Here is a 20410-nt window from a genome sequence, read left to right on the forward strand (position 1 = left end):
GGACCCTAGACAAGTCCCATCGTTGCAGGTCAGGAGCACTCTCCGCTTATTTGATCAAGCCTCGGACACTCCACCTCGTGAAAGCGCGAGGTTAGCCACAACGCACTCAGAGCTTCGGGATCTTCAGCGTGGCCCAGGTCTTGGGGCCTGGGATCCCATCCGCGTCGGCGGCCAGCTCGGGCCGGGAGCGCTGGAAGTCGGCGACGTTGTGCCTGTCCGCGTCCGACCAGGCAGGTCCGGGCCCGGAGGTGTGGTGCTTGCCGAAGCCGAGCTCTACGAGGCGTCTGCCGAGGGCGGTGACGATCGGGCTGCGGCGGCCGGCATGGAAGAACGCTGTCCCGGGAAACGGCTCGTACCGCGGTGCGGGCGGCTTCGCCGGGCTCGTGGGGCCCGCCTTCGGCAGTTTCAGTCTCTGCCCCACGGAGATCTCGTCGGGGTCCTTGATGTTGTTGAGGGACAGCAGAGCGCGCAGGGTGGTCCGGTGCGCGGTCGCGATGGACGTCAGGGTGTCGCCCGCCTTCACCGTGTAGGTGCCGGAACCGTCGGCCGGACGGGTTCCCCCGCCGTCGGAGTGGGGCCTGCCCGGTACGATTTCGGTGTCCACGGCCCCCGGGTCCCAGTGGTCCTGGCCGGGGATCTGGGAGTGCCCGTAGTGGCCGCCCTTGTTCTCCCACGTGAGTCTTGGACGCTCCGTCGCGGCCGCCGAGGTGGCCGGCGGAGCCCCGACGGGCCACACGTCCGGAATGCCGTGCGCGCGTATCGCGGCGAGCAGCTTCCGGTAGTTCGGCTTGGTCTTCGGGTCGAAACCCTTCGTCCACGGGGCTCGGGCACGTCCCAGCACCTCGACCTGGATGCAGACCTTGCCGCTTCGGTTGGTGCGTCGCGTGCCGTCGTTCTTGAGCGCCCTTGCGGACTGGTTCAGGGGCCCGAACTGGCCCAGCCGGTCGGTGACAGGGCAGTAGATCACCTGGGGTTCGGATGCGGCACGGATCAGATACGCCGCCACGGACGTGAAGTAACTGCCGCCGGCCGGGGACTCGGTGGTGTGCCACACAACCCGCGGCGGCTCGTGCGGGGTGTCCATGGCTCCCCCGATGCGCTGCGAGCCGAACCGGGTCACGCCGTCGATGTACGCCGGCCCCGAGGCGTCGAGCAGCAGGGCGGCCTCGGTGTGGCTGTCGCCGCTCAGGGGCTGTACGAACCGGGCGCCGACCGCGCCCGGGCCGTCGCTTTCGTCACGGGTCTCCGGCAGCGGGCCGGGCTCGTGCGCGAGCGCCTCGGCCGAGTCGCTGGGAACGTAGACGTCCAGGTCGCCGTCGTCGCGCAGGACCATGAAGACGCCCTCGACGCGGGGGTGTTCCTTGACCTGGCGCTCGGAGCCCGGAAGCTCGGCGATGGCGCGTACCTGGTCGATGTGGGCCTGGTCGACGGTACCCAGATAGGTGGTGGTGATGTCGTGGGTGCCGGGGTCGGTGTGGTCGACCGCCACGTGGAAGGTGGTCATGTCGGAGCTCCGGGTTTCGGGACTGGCGGAGGATTTCCCGCTCGGGCGGGGGGCGTGAGGTACGCGCGTTCCCCGCTCTGGGCGCCTGTCAGGACGACGCGTCGGGCCGTGGGCCCACGGGAAAGGCAAGGGGGGGAGTGAAGGGCGCGCGGTCGCGGAATCGGTCAGGAGCTCAGAAAGCTCACTCGCTCGGCCGTCTCGATCATCTGGCGGGCGAAGTCGCCGGGGCGGAGCGTCTCGACGCCCAGTGTCTCGGCGATGCTCCTGGTGAGCTCGCCGATGGGCAGCCGGCCGCCCGGTCCAAGGGGCAGCGGCGCCAGAACCGGGCCGCTGCTCCCGTCGGCGGCGCGCAGTGACTTGCCGAACTGTCCGGCGGCTGGGAGTTCCACCGCGAAGTGCACCGCCTCGGGCCGCTGTCGGACGTCGAGGCGCGTCAGTGTGCCGGCGAAGAGGCAGAGCATGATGTCAGGAGTGAGGCGGATCGTCCCGACCTCTGGCAGCGGATCCTTGTTCCCCTCGGCGAACGCCTCGATGACCAGCCCGGGGTAGCCGGACACGACGCCGGACCTGATCAGCGCTCCGGTCACCACCGCGGCACTGTGCACCGGCGGCCCTGCCCGGTCGAGTTCGGCGTCTGCCGCGGTCAGTCTGCCGATGCTGAAGGCGCCGTCCAGCAGATGGCGTATCCACTGCTGGTCGAGGCTGACGAACCGGATGCTCTCCACCGGCAGCAGCCGCTCGTCGGGGACGAGGTACATCAACGGGACCCCCGCCAGACCGGCCAGATCCGTCAGCCAGGTCCGGACTGTGTCCGGCAGTGTGTCGTCGATGTCCGGTACGTCGAGCGGGTGACCCGTGGCGGGTTCCAGGGTCGCCCGCAGCCGCTTCTGGCTGCGGCGCCGCTTCCAGTCGTACAACGCGGTGGCGTAGTCGGTGCTCCGCAGCGCCAGCAGCCTGCCCAGTTCCCAGGCGGCGGCGTAACCGGTCTCGAACATGCCGAGGTCCGGGTGGAGGAGCAGCAGCCCGTCGGAGCTACGGGTCGCCTGGGAACGGGGCTTGTTGGCCACCGGGCCGGTCGTCAGCGGGCCCCGGTACCACGACACGGTGCTTCCGCCCTGGCGCAGGGTGTGCCGCACGGGAACCTGTCCCTGGCGCAGCAGGTCGTCCGCGGCGGGGTTGCCGCTGTCGGCCAGCCGCAGTGGGCTGCCGTGCCGGGCCAGGTCCCGGACGAGGGTGGCGAAGTTCTGGTTCTCGGCCACGCAGGCGAACTTCCAGGAGGCCAGGCTCACCAGACGTACGAGTGAGTCGGGTTCACCCGGGCCCAGGTCGAACCCGTGGTCCCGGTACCGCCCTTCCACCGACACCAGGTGCACGGTGCTCGACTCGTCCGACGGGGGCAGCCTGTTCCCCAGGACCACCGCGACGTCCGGGGCTCCCTCGGTACGCCGAAGGTGCGCCAGATAGGGCAGTTCCGCCGCCGACGGCAGGATCTCTTCCAGCACTCGTCTGGGTACGTCGATGACGGTGGCCCGGTCCTCGGGCGACTGGTGTGCTTCCAGTGGGGTGTCGGGGAAGTACGCCGGTCCGGCGCCGAGGTCGGCCAGCCTGACCACCTTCGGGTCGGGCCGCTGCGACTCGGCGAACAGCAGCAGCGCCAGCCAGGGGGCGTCGCCGACCGGGCCGTCGCGGGACGAGCGTTCCCAGGGCAGCGTCGGCCGGTCCAGCATGACGTGCGGCAGTACGTTGTGATGGTCGCCGAGGCTGCCGTCCGGTGGGAAGACCGCCGTCACCCGGGCCGCTGGAAGGGAGAACCGGTCCGCGCTGACGGTGAACTGACGGGTCGTCGGAAACGGATCCGGGCTTTCGGTGATCGTCTGGGTGGTGGTGATCACGTACTGTCCGGGCGGCAGGACCGGCTGGGAGTGATCGACGAACGTGATGGTGTCAGCCATGAGCGATCACCTGCGGGACCTCCAGGAACTGGTCGGCGCCGAATCCGGCGAGGTCGATCGGAACGCCGCCGAGCACCGCGTCGACCAGGGCCGCGCGGGCCGCGGCGACGGCGGGGTCCCGCAGTGCGGCGGTGATCGCGTCGGCGTCCTGGACGGTGGCGCGGGCCGGCTCGGCGGACGCCCAGCGGATCGCGTCCGGTTCGGTGAACAGCGGGGTCGGGCTCTGCAGTACGGCGCTCGGCAGGGTCGCCGAGACGGCCGGTTCCCTCGGCGGCAACGGCCGTACCGTATACCCGGTGAGCAGCTCTCCCACCAGCTGCGGCCGGTTGAGCGAGGTACCGAACTCGCTTCCCCAGAGCGCTGACGGGAGTTGCTTGCCGACCGGCGTGAAGTCGAACAGATGGTCCAGCGGTTTGCCGTCTTTGGTGATCTCGATCCGGTGCGTCGAGGTCGCGGACGCCACGCCCATCGGGCTCACCCCGAAGGTCGTACCGGCGGTGCCCGTCGGCAGCACCTTGTCCCGCCCGGCCGGGCCGCGCACCGCGCTGGTGCTGGGGATCACCGAGTCGGTGACCAGCACCAGGCCGTGCGGGTCGACCACGCCGAGGTCGGTACCGCCGCCCGGGGCCAGCGCTCCGCCACCCAGCGCGACGGTGGTGATCTCCTCGCTGGGCGGGAGCAGGGTCGCCCGGAACCTGTCCCACGGCATCGGGGCGGGCGCGCCGGAGCCCGACGCGCCGAAGGAGATGGTGAAGGAGATGATGCTCAGGTCGATGTGCGCACGACCGCCGAAGTCCGGGCCCCAGAACTCCACATCCGCGCCCACATGCGCGCTGATGGTGTGGGTACCGAAGAACGAGAACGTGTACGAGGCGCCGACCGAGACGTGCGCGGAGGCCTCGTAGTGATACGGCTGCCACGCGATGAGGAAGTCCATCGACGCGTCGAACCACGCCTGCAGCGAGCCGTCGTGCCAGGTCGCGCTGAGGCTGCCGCCCGCCATCAGCGCCGCGGGGGTCAGCGCGAAGTAGGCGCTGCCGGTGAGCTGAAGTTGCGAGTTCACCTGCCAGTTGAAGCCGAGCCGAGGCACCACCGGGTAGTGCGCGGGCACGGTGAAGTGCGGGTGGTAGCCGCCGACGCTCAGGACGAAGTCACCGCTGTTCGGCCCCGCGAACCAGGTGCTGAACGCGAAGCCGCCGGTCAGCTTGCAGTCCCGGGACAGCAGATAGGAGTTCGGGGTGAGCTGGGCGGCGATCGAGAAGAACCCGTCGTCGGGTACGAAGGTGCCGCGCAGCGCCAGTTGCACCTCGGCGACCGGTGTGACGCCCGCCGCGCCCGCGTCCGACGCCGGCAGGACCAGCGTCGACAGCCCCATCATGTTCAGCTCGAACCGGTGACCGAACCCGGCCGACAGGAGCAGGAAGGAGTCGACCATCTCGAACGAGGTGAACCGGATCCCGAACATCAGGAAGAGGTCACCGGGCGACGGCGGCAGCGAATCGTTCAGCCGCTGCAACTGCCCGCCCACGTCGGTGGCGGGCGAGCTGCCCCCGACCACGTCGGCGATCAGTGGGAAGTCGGCGAGCCGGTCCAGTGCGGGCGGGATCAGCCTGCGGTTGTAGCCGAAGCCCGCGGCCAGCCCGCGCACGAAGAAGAACGCCGGCCCACCGATCGGCTTGTCGAGGAACGCGTACACGAACAGGGACGGGCCCTGCGGGAGTTGGAGGTAGGACCCGATCGCGCCGATGGAGAAGTCGGCGGTACGGATGGTCGCCGCCCCGCCGTACGCCGGGTAGGTCGCGCCCTCGAACTCGACGGTGTTCTTCAGGAACGAGCCGCCGATCTCCACCGGCCCCGAGGTGTACGCGAGATCGAGTCCCGCCAGCCCGAAGGTCGGCATCGCGGCCGGGTCGGACAGCGCGACCCCCGCCTCCAGGCCGGTCAGGGTGAGGGTCAGCCCGGCCGCCGAGATCGAGGCGTCCAGCAGTACGGCGAGTTCGGCGCCCTCGCCGGGCGGATGGTCGTACCGCATGCCCACCCGCTGGATGTGGATCGGCCCGAAGGACCGCTGCACCTTGTACCAGAGGGCGTTGTCGGTGCTCTGCGGCGGGTTGTCGGTGGCCGGCACGTCCGGTTTGGCGGGCTGGGCACCCGCGACCGGCAGGGTCAGGCCCTGTTCGAGGGCGCCGAGCTTCAGCAGTCCACTGATCAGGAAGCCGGCGGTGAGGTCCCCGTCGGGCAGCTTGGCCACCTGGTCCGGCAGCATTCCGTTGACGGCGGTGACCTCGGCTGCGGCCAGGGCGGCGGAGGCCGCGACGAGCCGGAGCGGATCGAAGCCCATTTCGCCCGCGCCGAGATGATCGCCGACGACCGGCAGGTGCGACAGGTCGACCGTGACCGCCAGGTCGGCGCCGAACAGGCACTTCGGCCCGTCCACGGCGAGGAAGGCGTCCTTCAGGTCCACGGTCAGCCCGTCCGGGACGAACGCCGCCGCGGACGGCAGCAGGGCTGCGACCAGGTCCTTCAGCGCGGGAACGGGGTCACCGGCCGCATGGCTGTAGGCGGCGGTGAATAGATTCGCCGTCGGTTGCTGCGCGAATCTCAGGTCGAACCGGGGAGTTAAGGACCCGTGGGCCGTCGGTACCGTCGCGACGAGCGCGGCGGTGAGGGTCCGCTGCCCCGTGTCGATCGCGAGGGTCACGTCCACCTCGGCGGTGTCGAGGGGGAACAGCGCCTCGCCGGTGAGGAAGAGGTCGCGATTGGTACCGGTGGACACCTTCATGCCGAGGTTCTCGACGACGAGCTGGGCGATCGGCGCGGGCAGGGCGATCGCGCCGAACCGGTCGGCGAGATCCTGGAACAGCCTGCCGATCGGGATCTGCTGGCCGGGGCCGGTCTCGCCGGTGAACTGCCATTGCTTGTTCACGGAATCGTACGTTGCGGAGATCTTGACGTCGACTCCGCCAATGACGAATATCGCCAACGCCTTGAACGTGGTGTCCTGATCGTGCTCGACGGAGAACATGACTTCGGTCAGGGAGAGTGAGTCCACCGGCTGCCACTCACCGTCCAGTTCCAGGAAGGCTTGGTAGACGGTGGGGCGATTCGCCGTGGGAATGGTCAGGTCGAGGTCGAATCTGGCCACGGACAGGTCCGGCACCGGGGCGGTGCCGGCGCCGGTGAGGCCGGTGTAGACCTCGCGCATGCTCAGCGGGCCGTCGTCCGCGCGCAGCGCGCCGCTCAGGGTGCCGGCGCCGAAGTCGGTGTTGATCTCCAGGGTGCCGTTCTCACCGATGCCGAACAGCCCCGAGAGGATTCCGGATATCCGCGGAGACGACAGCGGGCTGTCGATCCGGAAGTGCAGGTCGATCGCCTGAAGATCCAGCAGGCGCGGGACGACCGTCCACTCCACCTGGGTCTCCAGAGTCAGGCTGATGTAGTCGACCGACAGGGTGGCCGGGGTCACCTGCATCCGGACGTCAGTGAGAACCACCGGGCTGAGGACAGAGAGACCGAACGGGACTGGCAGGACGGACTGGCCCGCGAATCCGGCCACGTCCGCGAGGCTGAGGTTGCCGAGCGCGCTGAAGTCCCCGAAGAACAGCAGGCGGTCGCCCCAGCCCAAGATCCGCGTGCAGATGAGCACGTCGCGCCGCGTTCCGGTCACGGTGACCGGGACGGCCCCGGTCACCGTGACCGAGCCCCGCACCGACCAGTCGATGAGGTGATAGTCGAAGAACGGGTCCGAGGCGATCTCGTAGCGAAGATCGGAGAGGGTGAACAGACCCAGATTGCAGGTCCTTCCCTCCGGCCCGTACAGCAGGATGTCCGGCACAGAGGTTGTCGGGAAGGAGAGTTCCGCCGAGCCACCCACCATGGTGATCTTCCCGGTGAGGTTGTGGGTGACTCCCGGCATCAGCAGGTCCAGCGGCGCCATCTGCGTGGTGATGACCAGGACGCCGTCGAAGGTCATGGCGGTGGCAACCGAGTCCAGGATCAGTACCGGCGACCGGAACCGCAGGGTGTCGAAGATGGAGTCACGAAGGGGCGGGAACGCCTGCGAGAACGTCCAGTCCTGGGTGCCGGCGGCTCGCACCACGACGTGCACGGAGCCCGGCGCGCCGGCGAAGGTTGCCTCCAGCGCCATCCCGGTGAACGGTCCGGACGCTCCGGTGCCCGTCACCCTGACCCCGTCGGCGGTCTCCGTACGGGCCGTACGGTCGAGGACGAAGTGCCCGTCGGGGAAGAACGACGCGAAGAGACCGCCCACGCCGGTCAGCGCGCTGATCGCGACATCGATCCTGGTGCCGGTCTGCCGCACCAGGGTCCGGATCTCGTCGGGGGTCATGCGCGAGGGGCCGGGAACGTGCGTTCGATGGTGTCCTCGGAGCCCGTAACGAACACCTCGTACTCGTGCCAGACGCTTCCATGGTTGCGGCTCTTGAGTCCCCCGGGCTTCCAGCAGAACGTCTCGTGTGTCGGGATCTTGGTGCGGCTACTGAGCGTGAGCTTCTTCCTATAGCGCTCGATCACCTCCTCGCTCGGCAGATGGTCCTTTTTGATGTGCTTTCCAGCGCTCGCCACGACGATCTTCGGGTTCACCAGATTGACGAAATCCTGGGAGGAGGAGGTGTTGTTGCTGCCGTGGTGACCGGCCTGCACGAGGGTCAGGTTACTCAGCCGGCCACGCAGCCGGTCACTGGCCGTGCTCATCAGGAAGTGTTCGGTACTTTTGGTGGCGTCGCCGCACAGCAGCAGCTTCTCCCCGTTGGCCTCGATTAGCGTCACGATGCTGCCCCGGTTTTTCTCGTCGCTGTGGTCGCTGTTGTGTTCGCGGTTGACACCGGCGGCCAGGATCGTCACCTTGCAATTCCTCTCGTCCACGATCACAATTCCGCCGTCATCGCCCAGACGGTCGACTTTGTTTCCAAAGTCCGGCGCCGCCACTGTGACTCCGTTGAGGGTGGTTTCGTCGTGGTTCTTCACGACCTTTTTTATCGCGGAGGGGCCGGCGATATTGTCGCGCAGGAAGGCGCTGGTGCCGTTCGCGCTGTATGCGCGTAATTCATCACTGTGGTAGCACCTGTTGATTGTGAAATCCTGCTGGAGTACTGCTTTGAGCTTGTTGTAGTGGTCGGCGTCGGCGTGGGTGAGGATCAGAATGTCGAGCACATCCAAGCCCTTGAGGAACTTGGGGTTGTCCACGACTGCTGCGCGCACCCGGTCGATCAACTGATCGTTGCTATCGTCTTCCTCTTTGGGTTTGCTACCGCAGTCGAACATGATGACCCTGCCCAGCGGAGTGGACATCACGGCACAGTCACCCTGACCGACCTTGATGAAGGCGATGTGCAGACTTCCATCGCCTCGGCCGCCGGGCACGGGTTTGGGGCGCTTACGCAGGGCGTCCTGCCGCCGTTTTTCCAGAATTTTCTCGTCCCTTTTTGCCTTCCTCTCCTGTGCTACCAGTGCCGCCTTTCGATTTTCCGTTTCCTTGGACCGAGTCCTGGGGCCGCTCACTATGTCTTTCACGCGTTTTCGTTCTTTTGGGGGCATCGGTCACCTCATCCCGGCCGTTCGGCCGTACGTTCGTCCGGTCATCCTGGGAAGGAAATCTGCCAGCGCCCCTGGGTTATCCGCTCGCCCTTTGTGGCCCAGGTGAGGACAGCGCGCCGGTTGTCGGTGAAGAAGTTGGTGCCGGCGAAGGCGTATTCGTCGTGCACCACGTTCCGCAGATCGAACTGCAGCTGCCCGGCCGCCAGTTTCTGCAGGATCTGGAGTTCGCCGGCGCCGATGGTGACACCCCCGATCCGCAGACCGTTCACCACCGCGGTGTTCGCGTACACGTCGATGAGAGCGTCGCTGTTGAGATCGCCGGTTTGAACATGAGCCCTTCGGGCCTGGCCTCGACGCGGTGCGAGAAGCGGTTGGCGTGACGGAACTGCAGTGCGGGGAAGGTCGGGTTCGGGCTGTCGTTCTGGAACAGTTCGAGGTAGAGCTGTTTGCCGCCGCCCGCGTTCGACTCTCTGCGCAGTTGCAGGTGGGAGGAGCCGGCACTGACCGTGAGCCTGGCGTCGCCAGGCGCCGTGGTGCCGCAAGCTGGGCGGCAGCCGCCGCAATTCTGGCCTCCACGTCGGCCGCCTTCTGGTCCCGGATTTCCTTGGCTCTGGACCTGGTTGTGGGCCTGTAATTCTCGTCATCCGTGCTGGACGGGTGTTTACGTTTGACGGGGGGCATCAGTCACCTCATCCGGCCCTTGGGCCATGTGGTCATCTTGGCTCGGAGATCTGCCAGCGTCCAAAGTTATGCGGCGTACCCTTCTGGCCCCAGGTGAAGACATATCGGTGTTTGTCCTGGAGGGAGTTGTTGCCAGCGAAGGCGTATTCGTTATGTGCCACATTCCGCAGGTCGAACTGCAACTCCCCGGCCGCCAGTCTTTTCAGGATCTGGAGTTCGGAGGCGCCGATGGTGACATCGCCGATCCGCAGGCCGTTCACCACGGCGGTGTTCGCGTACACATCGACGAAGTCGTCGCTGAAGACGTCGGGCTTGAACATGAGCCCTTCGGGCCTGCCCTCGAAGCTGCCCGCGAAGATGGTGACATCGCCGGTCTGCAGGACGTTCACCACGGCCATGTTCGCGTACACGTTGCCGAGGATGTCGTTGTTGAGGTCGCCGGTCTTGAACATGAGCCCTTCGGGCCTGCCCTCGATGCGGTGCGAGAAGCGGTTGGCGTGACGGAACTGCAGTGCGGGGAAGGTCGGGTTCGGGCTGTCGTCCTGGAACAGTTCGAGGTACAGCTGCTTGCCGCCGCTCGCGTTCTGTTCTCTGCGCAGTTGCAGGTGGGAGGAGTCGGCACTGACCGTGAGCCTGGCACCGGGCGCCGTGGTGCCGATGCCGACGTTGCTGCCGAGCGGGTTGATGGCCAGCGGTTTCGAGCCGTTCGACTGTACCCAGCTGTAGTTCTGGTGGTAGCCGAGCCGCAGATTCGACTGCCCGGTGGGACCGAGGACGAGGGTGTTTCCGTTCGCGTCCTGGTTGGCGTTGACGATGTGCAGCTTGGCCTGGGGGTTGGTGGTACCGATGCCGGTGTTCTGCGGGCCGAACAGCAGCGGCGACTTCTCGGCGAACAGGGTCACCGAGCCGTCCTGGTATCCCGGTACGTTGCGGTAGCCGATGACGATCGGGGCCCGCCCAAGGGAGGGCAGCGCGACCACCTGGGACAAGGTGAACACCAGTGACCCGTCCGGCCCGAACGCCGTGGCCGTCCGGGGGGTCAGCGTCCATTCGACCCGCTGCCCGAGACTCTCCGAGGTGATCGCCCAGTCGGAGCCGACCCGGACCGCCTTCAGACCGCCCAGCGACTCGGTGGTCACCGAACCCGCTGCCACCAGCGCCCACTCATGGGCCTCGTTGCCCACCTGCACGTCGCAGGAGAGCGTGAACGAGGCGCCTGCCAGGGACAGCGCGGTGTCCCTCGACCGGTTGGCGATCCGGAAACTCAGGGTGTTCTTCGTGACCCCGTCGCTGAGCACCCGGTTGCCGCCGACGAACCCGATCGCGAGCGGGATGTCACGGCGGCCCCGCCGGTTGACGATGTCGAGGAACGCGGTCCGCCGCCCGGTCAGTTCGCTCTGCTCACCCGCGTACCGCATCCGCTGGTGCGTCAGCTCCACCCGGGTGCCACGGGTCCCGCGGCTCCCGTCGGCCGCCAGCCCTCGCAGCGGCAGGTCGAAGGAGTTGCCCCGGGCGATGACCATGGTCTTGGGCGCCCCCAGATACAGCACCGTTCCGCCGGTCGCCGGGTCCGGGGCCCGCAGCAGCGTCCACCCGGAGGCGGCGACGGCCGGTTCGGGCGGGACCGTGATGGTGCCGGGGCGCAGCCGCAGCGCGACGTGGTGCTCGGTGGCCGACACGGGACCCGCCAGGGTCCGCAGCTCGATGTCCTGCCGGGAGGTGTTGGTCAGCCGGAGGATCATCGGCTGCCCGGCGGGGGTGTCGTCGATGAACAGCACCGGCTGCTGGTCCACGTCGAGCAGGGCGAAGTCCAGCGGATGCGCCCGCACGAACGCGGCCAGCGACGCCTCGTCGTCGGCCATGTCCCGCCGGATCTCGGCCTGGCTGAGCGCGTTGTCGTAGATCCGTACGTGGGCCAGCAGCCCTGTGTACCGGCCCGTCCCGTCCGTGCCGACCAGCAGCGGGCTCTGGGCGGTGGCCCGGTCGCCGGTGAACGCGTACTCGCTCGCCTTGACCCCGTCGACGTAGATACGGGCGGTGTGCCCGTCGTTGACGCATGCCACGTGGTGCCACGTGTCCGCCGGTACGGCCCCGGGCGCGGTGGTGTGCCCGTCGCTGGGCTTCGCCGTGGTGTCGAACCGGTGCCTGAGGGTGCCGTCCGCGTCGAGTACGAGGGCGAAGTCGCCCTTCGTCTTCGCCGCGATGCCCACCCGTGTGGCCCTCTTGGCCGACGGCTTGACCCATGCCTCGACCGTGTACGAGCCGAGGCGCAGCAGTGGTGTGTCGGCGCCGGTGACCTGGACGGTGGTGCCGTCGAACGCCAGCACGCTGCCGAACCGGTCGTCGGGGCGCGTCCCCGGTTGCCCGGAGACGGTACCGGCCAGATGGTTGTCGGAGCTGTCCGTGACCTGGTTGTTCGAGGTCAGGGCGTCCAGGTGCCAGTGCAGCACCAGATTGGCCGTCATTCCGTGGCTCCGTCCTGGGCCTCGGTAGACTTCTCGGCCTGCTGGTGAACCTTGGCTATGAGTTCGTACACCTGTGCGTACGGACGGGTGCCGAGCGCCTCCAGCAGGAGGTTGGTCTCGGCGAGCGTCAGCTCCAGGGTGATCATCGTGCTCCTTGGTCGGTCTGTGGGTCGCGCACCGGACGCAGCGTCAGCCAGCCTTCGCGCAGGGTCGCTTGGGCCGGGAAGCGGGCGTCGGGCTGTGGCGGGTCGGCCTGCTCGAACTGGCCGGTCTGCCGCTGTTCCTGCCAAGACCAGGCGTAACCGGGCTCGTCCGGCAGGGGTACGGCGATGTGGTCCGCGTCGGTGAGTATTGGTGCGGTGCGGAAACTGACGGCCATGCCCTCCAGGGCGTCCCGGAACATCCCGGTCGGAATCCGCAGCGAGCGGGTCGGCAGGATGCCCGCCGTCGCGTGCACCGTGCCCCGTGGGTCGATCAGCATGGTCAGGTACTGCGGCGGCGCGTCGAGCGCCTGGACCAGTGGGTCCTCGGGGGAGCGGACGTCGTGCCAGAGGGGGCCGAGGCGCTGCGCCGCATCCTCCAGCCAGAAGCCGAGGACCCCGTCGTCGAGGAGCTGGTGCTCGCCGATCCTGACCGGGAAGCGGACCAGCGGGAAGCCGTTGGTCTCCCGGTGGGTGCGGCCCATGTCCTGCCGGAAGACGTTCCAGTCCTGGTGGTTGGCCGGACGGCCCATCGGCTCCAGTGCCACCCGTGCGCGGACCACCGCCAGCGGCCGGCCCATCAGCACGGCCCGGCCCCGGTGCTGGGCGTAGTCCTGCGGCTCGATGTATTCGAGGGTGGTGTCCAGATCCTCCAGGAACGTGCCCAGATCCGTCGGCCCGGTGTCACGCAGACGTCGCACCACAGCCCGCAGACGGGAGTTGGCGATCGCCTCGATCGGGGCGGCGGTGCCTCCGGGCAGGTTCCGCCACTGGGCGAACTGCGGCTGGGCGGCGTCCGGCAGGGCGAGGAGTTTGCCGATGGCCGAACCGTCGGCGCCGTACACGGCGAGACCGGCGTCGAGGTGGTCGGGTATCAGCCAGCCGCAGATCGGGGAGGTGTCCGGCAGACCCTTGGTCTGCCGGATGTCGTCCTCCGCGTCGAGCCACTCGAACGACAGCCGTGCGGGCTGCGCCAGCCGGGGAGGCATCGCCACCCAGTCCGGGTGCTCGGGCATCCGCAGCTGTGTCGTCGTCCGCAGCCGGCTGACATCGACGTCCAGGGCGGTGCCGAAGTTGTCCAGGACCCGCATCCGCAGCACCCGCAGCGCACCCGCCCGGATCGGGTTGAAGTCGCTGAGCGGCTGTGGCGCGTGCCGGGTCTCCGCTCCCACCGCCCCCGCGAGGTCGGCGGCGAACCGCTGGTGGTCGGGGAAGCCGAGCGGATCGGCTATCGGGAGCTGCCGGGTGAGCTTGCGCATCAGCAGGGCGTCGTTGAATCCGCTCAGGGCGGCCGACAGGTTGCTGTCCTCGTGCTCCGCGAGATGCCGGTAGATACGGACAAGCAGGACCAGCCGCTCGTCCACGCCGTGGGAGTCGGACCAGTCGAGCACGGGGACCGGGTCGGACAGGAACGCCTCGCGGGTCACCTTCGGCCGCCCCGACGCGTTGTACAGCGGCAGCAGGGCGCCCTGCAGGTAGCGCAGCACCCGGGAGGACAGCAGGGGCCGGGCGCTCGGTGACAGGATCGTCGTACCGGTGTAGACGTTGGCGCCCTTGTCCGGTATCTGCCGGACCGGCTGAAGTTCCACGTCACGGGGCGGCAGGACGTAGTTGCCGGTGACGAAGTCCTCGCTGTAGCCGCGGTCACGCGGGTCGTTGTTGTTGCCGATCGTCGCGGGGAAGAACTCCACTTCCCATTCCAGCACCGTGGGATGCCAGGGCGCGTCGGTCCACTCGGTGACCGCGACGTTCGGCACCGGCAGCTTCGCCACCGAGGCGACGGCAGCCGCCCGCAGAGCCCGCACGGACGTCGGATCGCTCAGGTCCGCGGGACCCTCGGCGACCAGGGCACACTCCAGCAGCCCTTGCGGATGCAGCGCGCCGTCCTGGCCGTGGCGGTCGCTGGGAGTGGCCGCCTTCCCGGTGAACAGCACCACGGGATCATTGGGAAGCTGGTACGGCGGCGCGGGGATCTCGTGCAGGACGAAGGTGCTGCGGGCGGACCTGGCCAGGGCGTTGAAGTCCTTCAACGAGACCTCGACGGCCACCCGCGCGTCCCGCAGCCGCTGGTCCAGGAGTTCCGCCCGGCCGGAGTCCTCGGAGAGCCGACCCATCGAGCGCCGGAGGAAGAACTGCACCTCGTCCTGGCCGGGATAGGAGTCCAGCAGGGCGTCGTAGGGGTAGGCGCAGAGCTGGTACTTGTACCAGTCGGCGAACAACTGCTCGCGCGCCGAGGTCAGTTGGTGGCGCGCCCGGTCCACGTCGGTCTGGGCGACGTTCAGCAGGTTCAGCAGATCGCTCAACGCGTGGGGCACGGTGAGCCGTTCGCGTGCCTGCTTGTCCTCGGCGCTGACCCCGTCGGTGTCGTCCTGCCGCCGGAGTGTCCACAGGATGCCTGAGGGAACGTCGCGGAAGGTGGCGGAGTGCCGGGACTCGCTCAAGCCGAAGCCGAGGTCGAGCGGCTTCGACTCCAGTTCGTCGGCGAAGGCCAGCGCCTCCAGGAGCTCTTCCACCTGGTCGGCCGACATGGCGGGCAGGACGCCGCCGAGGTGCGCGGCCAGCGCCTCGGTGGCGGTGTTCCCCACGCACACACCGGTCTCGTCGTCCGTGTCGGACAGCAGCGGACTCGGCTCGATGCCGGTGGCCGCGAAGGTCAGCTGTGCGTAGCAGACCACCCGGCCCGGCGGCGGAGCCTCGGGGCCGGCCGAGGACGCCGTCCAGCCGAAACGCTGTCGGGCCACCTCCTGCCAGCTCTGCCCGTCCCGTGCCGCCGATCCGGCACCCAGCGCGGCGGCGGGATCTTGAGCGGGGTCGTCGAACCAGCCGAGCACCTCATATCGCAGGCCCTTCGGCGGGACGCCCGGGTGGTCCGGGTCATGGAAACCGAAGACGCTGTGGCAATTGGCGTACTGCGCCGCGAAGGTGGGCTCCCCGTATCCGACCGCGGTCAACTCGGGGAGATACCGCGAGCGGTCGGTGGAGCGGCGCCAGACGTCGAGCGGCATCTTCCGGCCGAGCCGCTTGTACGGTCGGCCCGCTCCGGGTACCGGGTAGCAGATCGCGGCGGGATTGTCGTCGGAGAGGTAGTCGCTCTCGACTATCCAGTCCTTCTCCACCTGCCCGTTCCTGCTTCTTGTCACCAGCCAGCGGTTGGGCACCGCGGCGACGGCGGTGGTGCCGTCTGCGCCCTGGGTCATCCGGGTCAGACCGTCCGGCAGCGCCCAGTGGAGATGGACGCCGGCCTTGAGCCGGAAGTCCTCGTCCTGGAAGGGTGTCCGCGTCATGATCTCGCTGACGTACGGGAGATCCTCGTTCTGATCCAGACCCGTCGCGGCGTCGCGGTAGGGGAGCCGGGTGAAGTCGTCGGCCGGTCCCCTGACGTCAAGATCGTGGGCCAGGCACAGCGCGTCCAGATGGACCGGCACGATCAACGGCCTGCCGACGCTCATCGGTCTCCCGCCGTCGGAGATCGATCCGCCCGGCCCGGGGAGGGCACATCGGCGGGTGACGGTGTTGGCACAGGACCTCCAGCTGGTGAGTGACGCGGACGGAAAATGCGGGATCGAGGCGCTCTCGACCATCCGGACCGAGGCCTGCCGAGCCAGGTGCCCGACGCGCTCCACTCGTCACCGGAACACCTGGCGGGCCCGACGGCTCGACTCTAGGAAAGGCGCACGACGAAACACTGGACCGCTGCTGGATCGCGGAACCACTCTCGTTCGACGTGGCACAACCCGTTCCGACCTGCGGAAATGGGCGGCTTCCGGCGTCGGGGCCGGCCCTGGGGCGGCAAACTGTTGCCGGTTGAACGGCAATCGGCAACCATGTGCGGCAAGAGGCGTGCGGCCAGGACTGCTTGACGTACTGTCATGTCCGGCTCCAGTGAGCCGCGGAGGGCCTGCCGCCCAGGGATTCTCAGTCGGTTGCCGGCAGAGGTTGATCTCTCCACGCGACCGTACGGCCACTGCCTGGCCGGGAGATTGGGACACGTTGGGCCGCATGCCTGAGCAGTTGGGGGCCTGGCTTCGAAGCCACCGGGCGCGGTTGGGGCTGAGCCAGGCTCAGCTCGCCGAACTCGCCGGAGTCAGTACCCGCAGCATCCGTGAGATAGAGCGCGGCCGGGCCCGGTCGCCGCACAGCCCCTCGGTGCTCAGACTGATCGCGGCGCTGGGACCGGACACCGAACCGGAGTCCCCCGACACACGGCAGCTCGGACTCGACGTCCTCGGCCCGCTCAGGCTCCAAGTGGCGGGACGGCCCACGGAACCAGGCGGACCGAAACAGAGCAGCCTGCTGGCCCTGCTCGGCCTGCATCCCGGCACGCCCGTGTCCCCGGACGAGATCGTCGACACCCTGTGGGACGGTCACCCGCCCGCCAGCGCCCTCAACATGGTCCAGACGTACGTGGCCAGACTGCGCCGACTGCTCACCCCGGTGCCCCGCCCCGAAGACCCGCCCGGCGGCGTGCTGCGCCTCACCCGGGCCGGCTACCTGCTGGACCTGGACGAACAGGGCTCGGACGCGGCCCGGTTCACCGCCCTGGCCTCCCGCGTCCTGCCCTCCCTCGCCGAAGGCGCGGACGACGCCTCCGCCCAGGCGGAGTCGGCGCTACGGCTGTGGCGCGGCGCGGTCCTGAACGGCATGCCCTCCCGGGTACGTGAGCACCCCTCGGCCGTCACGCTGACCCGGCTGCGGCTCTCGGTGGTCCAGGCGTACGCGGACGGCGCCCTGAGCGAGGGCACGCCGCGGAACGCCGTCCGTGAACTGCGCAAGGCGGCCGACCTGGAGCCACTGCACGAAGGAGTCCACGCCTGGCTGATGCTGGCGCTCGCCGCCTCGGGCGAACAGGGCGCGGCCCTGAGCCTGTACTCGGCACTGCGCGACCGCCTGGACGAACAGCTCGGCGTCCGCCCCGGCCCCGAACTGACCGACGCCCACCTGCGCGTCCTGCGCATGGACGTCCCGTCCCCCTCCGCCGCCCGGGCGACCGCGTCACCGGCGCCTCTCACCCCGTCGACAGCCCCCGCGCTGCTGCCGTACGACGCGGCGTTCTTCACCGGACGCGACGATCACCTGGCACGTCTGGACGCCCTGCTCGCCGCTGCCGGGGACAACCCCGCGAGCGGGAGCGTGGTCTGTGCCCTGACCGGCGCCGCGGGCGTGGGCAAGACCGCCCTGGCGGTGCACTGGGCGCACCGGGTACGCCATCACTTCCCGGACGGTCAGCTGTTCGTGGACCTGCGAGGTCACTCGGCGCAGGCTCCGGTGCGTTCGGTCGAGGCGTTGGCCCGGTTCCTGCTGGCGCTGGGCGTGGCGGCGGAGCGGATTCCCGGGACGCCCGAGACCGCCGCCGACCTGTACCGCACACTCACCGACGGACGGCGGATGCTCGTCGTGCTGGACAACGCCGTGGACCCGGAGCAGGTCCGGCCGTTGCTGCCCGGCGGCCCCGGCTGCGCGGTACTGGTCACCAGTCGAGACCGGCTGGCCGGTCTGGCCGCCCGCGACGGGGCCCGCCGTATCGGGGTGGACATGTTCGCTCCGGAGGAGTCCCGGCTGCTGCTGCGCCGCACCCTCGGCGAGAGCCGGGTCGACGCGGACCCGCAGGCCGCGGCGGACCTCGCTCACGCCTGCGGCCACCTCCCGCTGGCCCTGCGGATCTCGGCCGCCAACGTCGACCACACCCCCTGGCGCACCCTGCGCGACCAGGTCGACGAGTTGCGCGAGGGCGACCGGCTGACCGCCCTGTCCGTCACCGGCGACCGGACCACTGCCGTACGGACCGCCTTCGATCTCTCCTACCACGCCCTCGACGCCCCGGTCCGGCGGATGTTCCGCCTGCTGGCCCTCCTGCCCGGCCCGGAAACCGGCCTCCAGGCCGCCGCCGTCGTCACGGGCACCACCATCAAGGACGCCGCCCGGCTGGTGGAGCGGCTCACCGCCGCCCACCTGCTCCGCGAGCACCGGCCCGGACGCTACCGCTTCCATGACCTCGTGGCGCTGTACGCCGCCGAACGGCTCCGCCTGGAGGAGACCGGTGCCTCCCGCCGAGCTGCCTCCGACGCCCTCTACGCCTGGCTGCTGGCCACCGTGGATCGCTGCGCGCTCCTGCTCTATCCCGGGATGAAACAGCGCCTGCCCGGTGACGAGAACGCTGCCCGCGGCGATGCGGAGCTGCCGGAGATCACCGACGCCGCGGCGGCGATGCGCTGGCTGGACGCTGAACTGCCCAACCTGGCGGCGGCCGTTCACCAGGCCGCCGCCGAGGGCCGTCCCACGGCCTGGCTGCTCGCCAACGCCCTGCGCGGCTACGCCTGGATACGCAAGCACACGGTGGACTGGACGGCCCTCGGCCAGGCCGCTCTGGCAGCTGCCGGCGCCGCCGGGGAGCCTCTCGCCGAGGCCGCCATGCACCATGTTCTCGGCCACGCGCACGTGCAGCAGGGCCGCGCCGACACCGCGACCACCCACTTCGAGCAGCTGCTCGCCCTCGCCGAGGCCGTCGGCTGGCCGGAGGGCGCCGCCATCGCGCATACCAATCTCAGCATGATCACCCGGCTCAGCGGCCGGCTGCGGCGCAGCGCGGAGCACCTGGAGCGAGCCATGGAACTCGACCGGCATGGCGGCCTGTCGGACGGGCACCCCGTCGTCCTCGGCAACCTCGCCCACGTACTGCGTGACCTGGGCCGCCTGTCCGAGTCACTCGACTGCCTCGTTCGGGCGGAACGCCTTCCGGCGGCCCTGGACAATCAGCACAATCAGATACGGAGGCTGGCCGACCTCGGCCGTGTCCGGCACCTGCTCGGCGACACGGCGGATGCGACGCGCCACCTTCGAGCGGCCCTGACGACGGCCAGGGAGTGCGGCGACCTGGGGGGCGAGGCGTATGTGCTGCGGCTGACCGCCTCCGCCCGCAGGGACGCGGGCGACCTCGTCCGCGCCCTGGAACTGGCACGGACCGCCACCGCCCTCAGCGACCAGGACGTCGACGGATATTTCCGGGCCGCCGCCCGCCTCACCCTCGGCAGTGTGCTGCTCGCCCTCGACCGGCCCGGCGAAGCCTCCGATGCATGGCGGGAAGCACTGAAGCTGGCCCGCGAGCGCGGCGCGCACGACCTGGAGTCGCGCTCCCTGATCGGGCTGGCGTCCTGCTGGCGCCCCCTGGACCGCGAACAGGCGGCCACAGCGCTGAGCATCGCCCGCCGCACGGAGTACGTCCTGGTGCAAGGCGAGGCACTGACCGTCCTGGCCCGCGGCGGCCTGGAACACGGCGAACCCGCCGTCGCAGCCGACTACGCCCGCCAGGCCCTGGCCATGCACCGCCACTCCGGCCACCGCAAGGGTCAGGCCCAGGCCCTGGACCTTCTCGGCCAGGCCGTCGACGCGATGGGCGAAGAGGACCCTGCGCCGTACTGGCGAGAGAGCCTGGAGATCTTCCGGGCACTTGGCATCCCGGCCCAGCGGCACTGAGGCCCGCCGCTGCCCTGAGCGGAGTGGGGGCCGGACTTCCGGCCTCGCGTCGGCTCAACCGTGGCGGCAGATCCTGCCTCGCCCGCGCCTCACGCTGTTCCATCAACCCCAGCACCGACGGCATCGCACCCTCCTCGATCCACAACAAGCCGTCCGCTGCCTGCCCCTACCCCGCCGCGATCATGCCCCGCACACGACGAAGCCCCTGCTCATCGAACAGGCACTCCCTTTGCCACAACGCACTGAGACCTGCCCTGAAATGACTGGCCCTGTGCTCTACGGCGTTTCACTTCCTGGTACGGGGCTGTGCTATGTGGGGCAGACGCAGGAGGCCGAACGACGGCTGAGGGACCTTCCCGTTGGAGAAAGCCACCACTTGGCAAACACGGTACCGCCCGAACTCTGGGAGCGGGTGATCGTCGTGCGTTGGCCGGACCTGTTGGAGCAGGCTCCGAGCGCCGACCAGCAGGCGGCTGCTGACCTGGGGCCGTCGGTGTGCGGGCTCGCGCTGGAGCATCTCCTGCAACGCACGACGCTGCCGCCCTTGAACGGCCGGCAGCGCCGTCGCAATGGAGAATGGCG

At 69.4% G+C, this 20410-nt stretch carries 9 protein-coding genes; 1 reads left to right on the forward strand and 8 read right to left on the reverse strand.

Annotated elements, in window-relative coordinates:
• Positions 1-106 precede the first annotated feature (106 nt).
• From ACFY9I_RS33260 to ACFY9I_RS33295, 8 genes are all read right to left on the reverse strand, one after another.
• Positions 107-1504, reverse strand: a complete 1398-nt coding sequence (locus ACFY9I_RS33260) for a peptidoglycan-binding protein (protein ID WP_391008356.1) — start codon at positions 1502-1504, stop codon at positions 107-109.
• Positions 1505-1668: 164 nt separating this feature from the next.
• A complete protein-coding gene (locus ACFY9I_RS33265) occupies positions 1669-3456 on the reverse strand; it encodes a hypothetical protein (protein WP_391008358.1) in 1788 nt (595 codons plus the stop codon).
• Entirely contained in the window at positions 3449-7804 is a 4356-nt protein-coding gene (locus ACFY9I_RS33270) for a DUF6603 domain-containing protein (RefSeq protein WP_391008360.1), read from the reverse strand. The genes ACFY9I_RS33265 and ACFY9I_RS33270 overlap by 8 nt, the downstream gene beginning before the upstream one ends.
• The gene (locus ACFY9I_RS33275; protein WP_391008362.1) at positions 7801-8988 is read right to left on the reverse strand and encodes an MBL fold metallo-hydrolase; all 1188 of its coding nucleotides are present in this window, start codon (positions 8986-8988) and stop codon (positions 7801-7803) included. The genes ACFY9I_RS33270 and ACFY9I_RS33275 overlap by 4 nt, the downstream gene beginning before the upstream one ends.
• A gap of 65 nt (positions 8989-9053) precedes the next feature.
• Positions 9054-9302 (reverse strand): hypothetical protein, encoded by a 249-nt coding sequence (locus tag ACFY9I_RS33280; RefSeq protein ID WP_391008364.1) that lies wholly within the window; start codon positions 9300-9302, stop codon positions 9054-9056.
• Between the two features lie 423 nt (positions 9303-9725).
• A complete protein-coding gene (locus ACFY9I_RS33285) occupies positions 9726-12158 on the reverse strand; it encodes a LamG-like jellyroll fold domain-containing protein (RefSeq protein ID WP_391008366.1) in 2433 nt (810 codons plus the stop codon).
• Positions 12155-12304 (reverse strand): hypothetical protein, encoded by a 150-nt coding sequence (locus ACFY9I_RS33290; protein ID WP_391008368.1) that lies wholly within the window; start codon positions 12302-12304, stop codon positions 12155-12157. The genes ACFY9I_RS33285 and ACFY9I_RS33290 overlap by 4 nt, the downstream gene beginning before the upstream one ends.
• Positions 12301-15807 carry a hypothetical protein gene (locus ACFY9I_RS33295; protein ID WP_391008370.1) on the reverse strand — a complete coding sequence of 1169 codons (3507 nt, stop codon included), beginning with the start codon at positions 15805-15807 and terminating at the stop codon, positions 12301-12303. Before ACFY9I_RS33295 ends, ACFY9I_RS33290 begins: the two co-directional genes overlap by 4 nt.
• A gap of 550 nt (positions 15808-16357) precedes the next feature.
• Between ACFY9I_RS33295 and ACFY9I_RS33300 the strand changes: the two genes are divergently transcribed.
• Positions 16358-19828 (forward strand): BTAD domain-containing putative transcriptional regulator, encoded by a 3471-nt coding sequence (locus ACFY9I_RS33300; protein WP_391008372.1) that lies wholly within the window; start codon positions 16358-16360, stop codon positions 19826-19828.
• Positions 19829-20410: the final 582 nt, after the last annotated feature.

Origin of the sequence: Streptomyces sp. NPDC012510, assembly GCF_042955065.1 — a bacterium.
In the GTDB taxonomy this organism is placed as follows: Bacteria; Actinomycetota; Actinomycetes; order Streptomycetales; family Streptomycetaceae; genus Streptomyces.

Coding starts and splice junctions, on each gene's coding strand:
- ACFY9I_RS33260 (WP_391008356.1), bottom strand. CDS start 1,504: ATGACCACCTTCCACGTGGCGGTCGACCACACCGACCCCGGCACCCAC.
- ACFY9I_RS33295 (WP_391008370.1), bottom strand. CDS start 15,807: ATGAGCGTCGGCAGGCCGTTGATCGTGCCGGTCCATCTGGACGCGCTG.
- ACFY9I_RS33265 (WP_391008358.1), bottom strand. CDS start 3,456: ATGGCTGACACCATCACGTTCGTCGATCACTCCCAGCCGGTCCTGCCG.
- ACFY9I_RS33290 (WP_391008368.1), bottom strand. CDS start 12,304: ATGATCACCCTGGAGCTGACGCTCGCCGAGACCAACCTCCTGCTGGAG.
- ACFY9I_RS33285 (WP_391008366.1), bottom strand. CDS start 12,158: ATGACGGCCAATCTGGTGCTGCACTGGCACCTGGACGCCCTGACCTCG.
- ACFY9I_RS33270 (WP_391008360.1), bottom strand. CDS start 7,804: ATGACCCCCGACGAGATCCGGACCCTGGTGCGGCAGACCGGCACCAGG.
- ACFY9I_RS33300 (WP_391008372.1), top strand. CDS start 16,358: ATGCCTGAGCAGTTGGGGGCCTGGCTTCGAAGCCACCGGGCGCGGTTG.